Consider the following 502-nt stretch of genomic DNA (forward strand, 5'->3'; position numbering starts at 1 on the left):
CTTTAGATTGTCAAATTAAGCTGGACAAGTTTATCATCTTCGATGAAACTCATAAATACTTCCAATGGTGTTCTATAACCTAAAGATTTTCTAGGACGATGATTGATTTTTTGAGCAACACTGATGATATGATCATCCGTTACTAAATTGAAATCTAGTTCTTTATCTAATCCACTGCGTCTAATTATTCCGTTAGAATGTTCATTTAAACCTCGCTGTGATGGCGTGCCTGGATCAGCAAAAAATATAGATATATCGTGACAGTTACATAATGTTTTCCAGTTTGAGAACTCCTTACCACAATCAAAAGTAATTGATTTAAATATATGAGAAGATAAAGCTGAAAACATTGAGTGTAGAGTGTTTTCTATATCAGTTGCCTTACGACCTAAGGGTCGTAAGGTGATAATCATCTTGGATACTCTTTCTACCAAAGTAATGATTGCACTACCATGACGACGACCAACAATAGTATCTCCTTCAAGATGTCCAAACTCCTTAT

At 34.5% G+C, this 502-nt stretch carries 1 protein-coding gene; it reads right to left on the reverse strand.

What is annotated here, in order from left to right; translation table 11 throughout:
• Nucleotides 1-2: 2 nt before the first annotated feature.
• Nucleotides 3-502, reverse strand: a 500-nt coding sequence (locus HMPREF3247_RS02530) for an IS30 family transposase (protein ID WP_083324625.1), incomplete at its 5' end; no start/stop codon positions are given.

It is taken from the genome of Staphylococcus sp. HMSC36A10 (genome assembly GCF_001838845.1).
Classification (GTDB): domain Bacteria; phylum Bacillota; class Bacilli; order Staphylococcales; family Staphylococcaceae; genus Staphylococcus; species Staphylococcus aureus.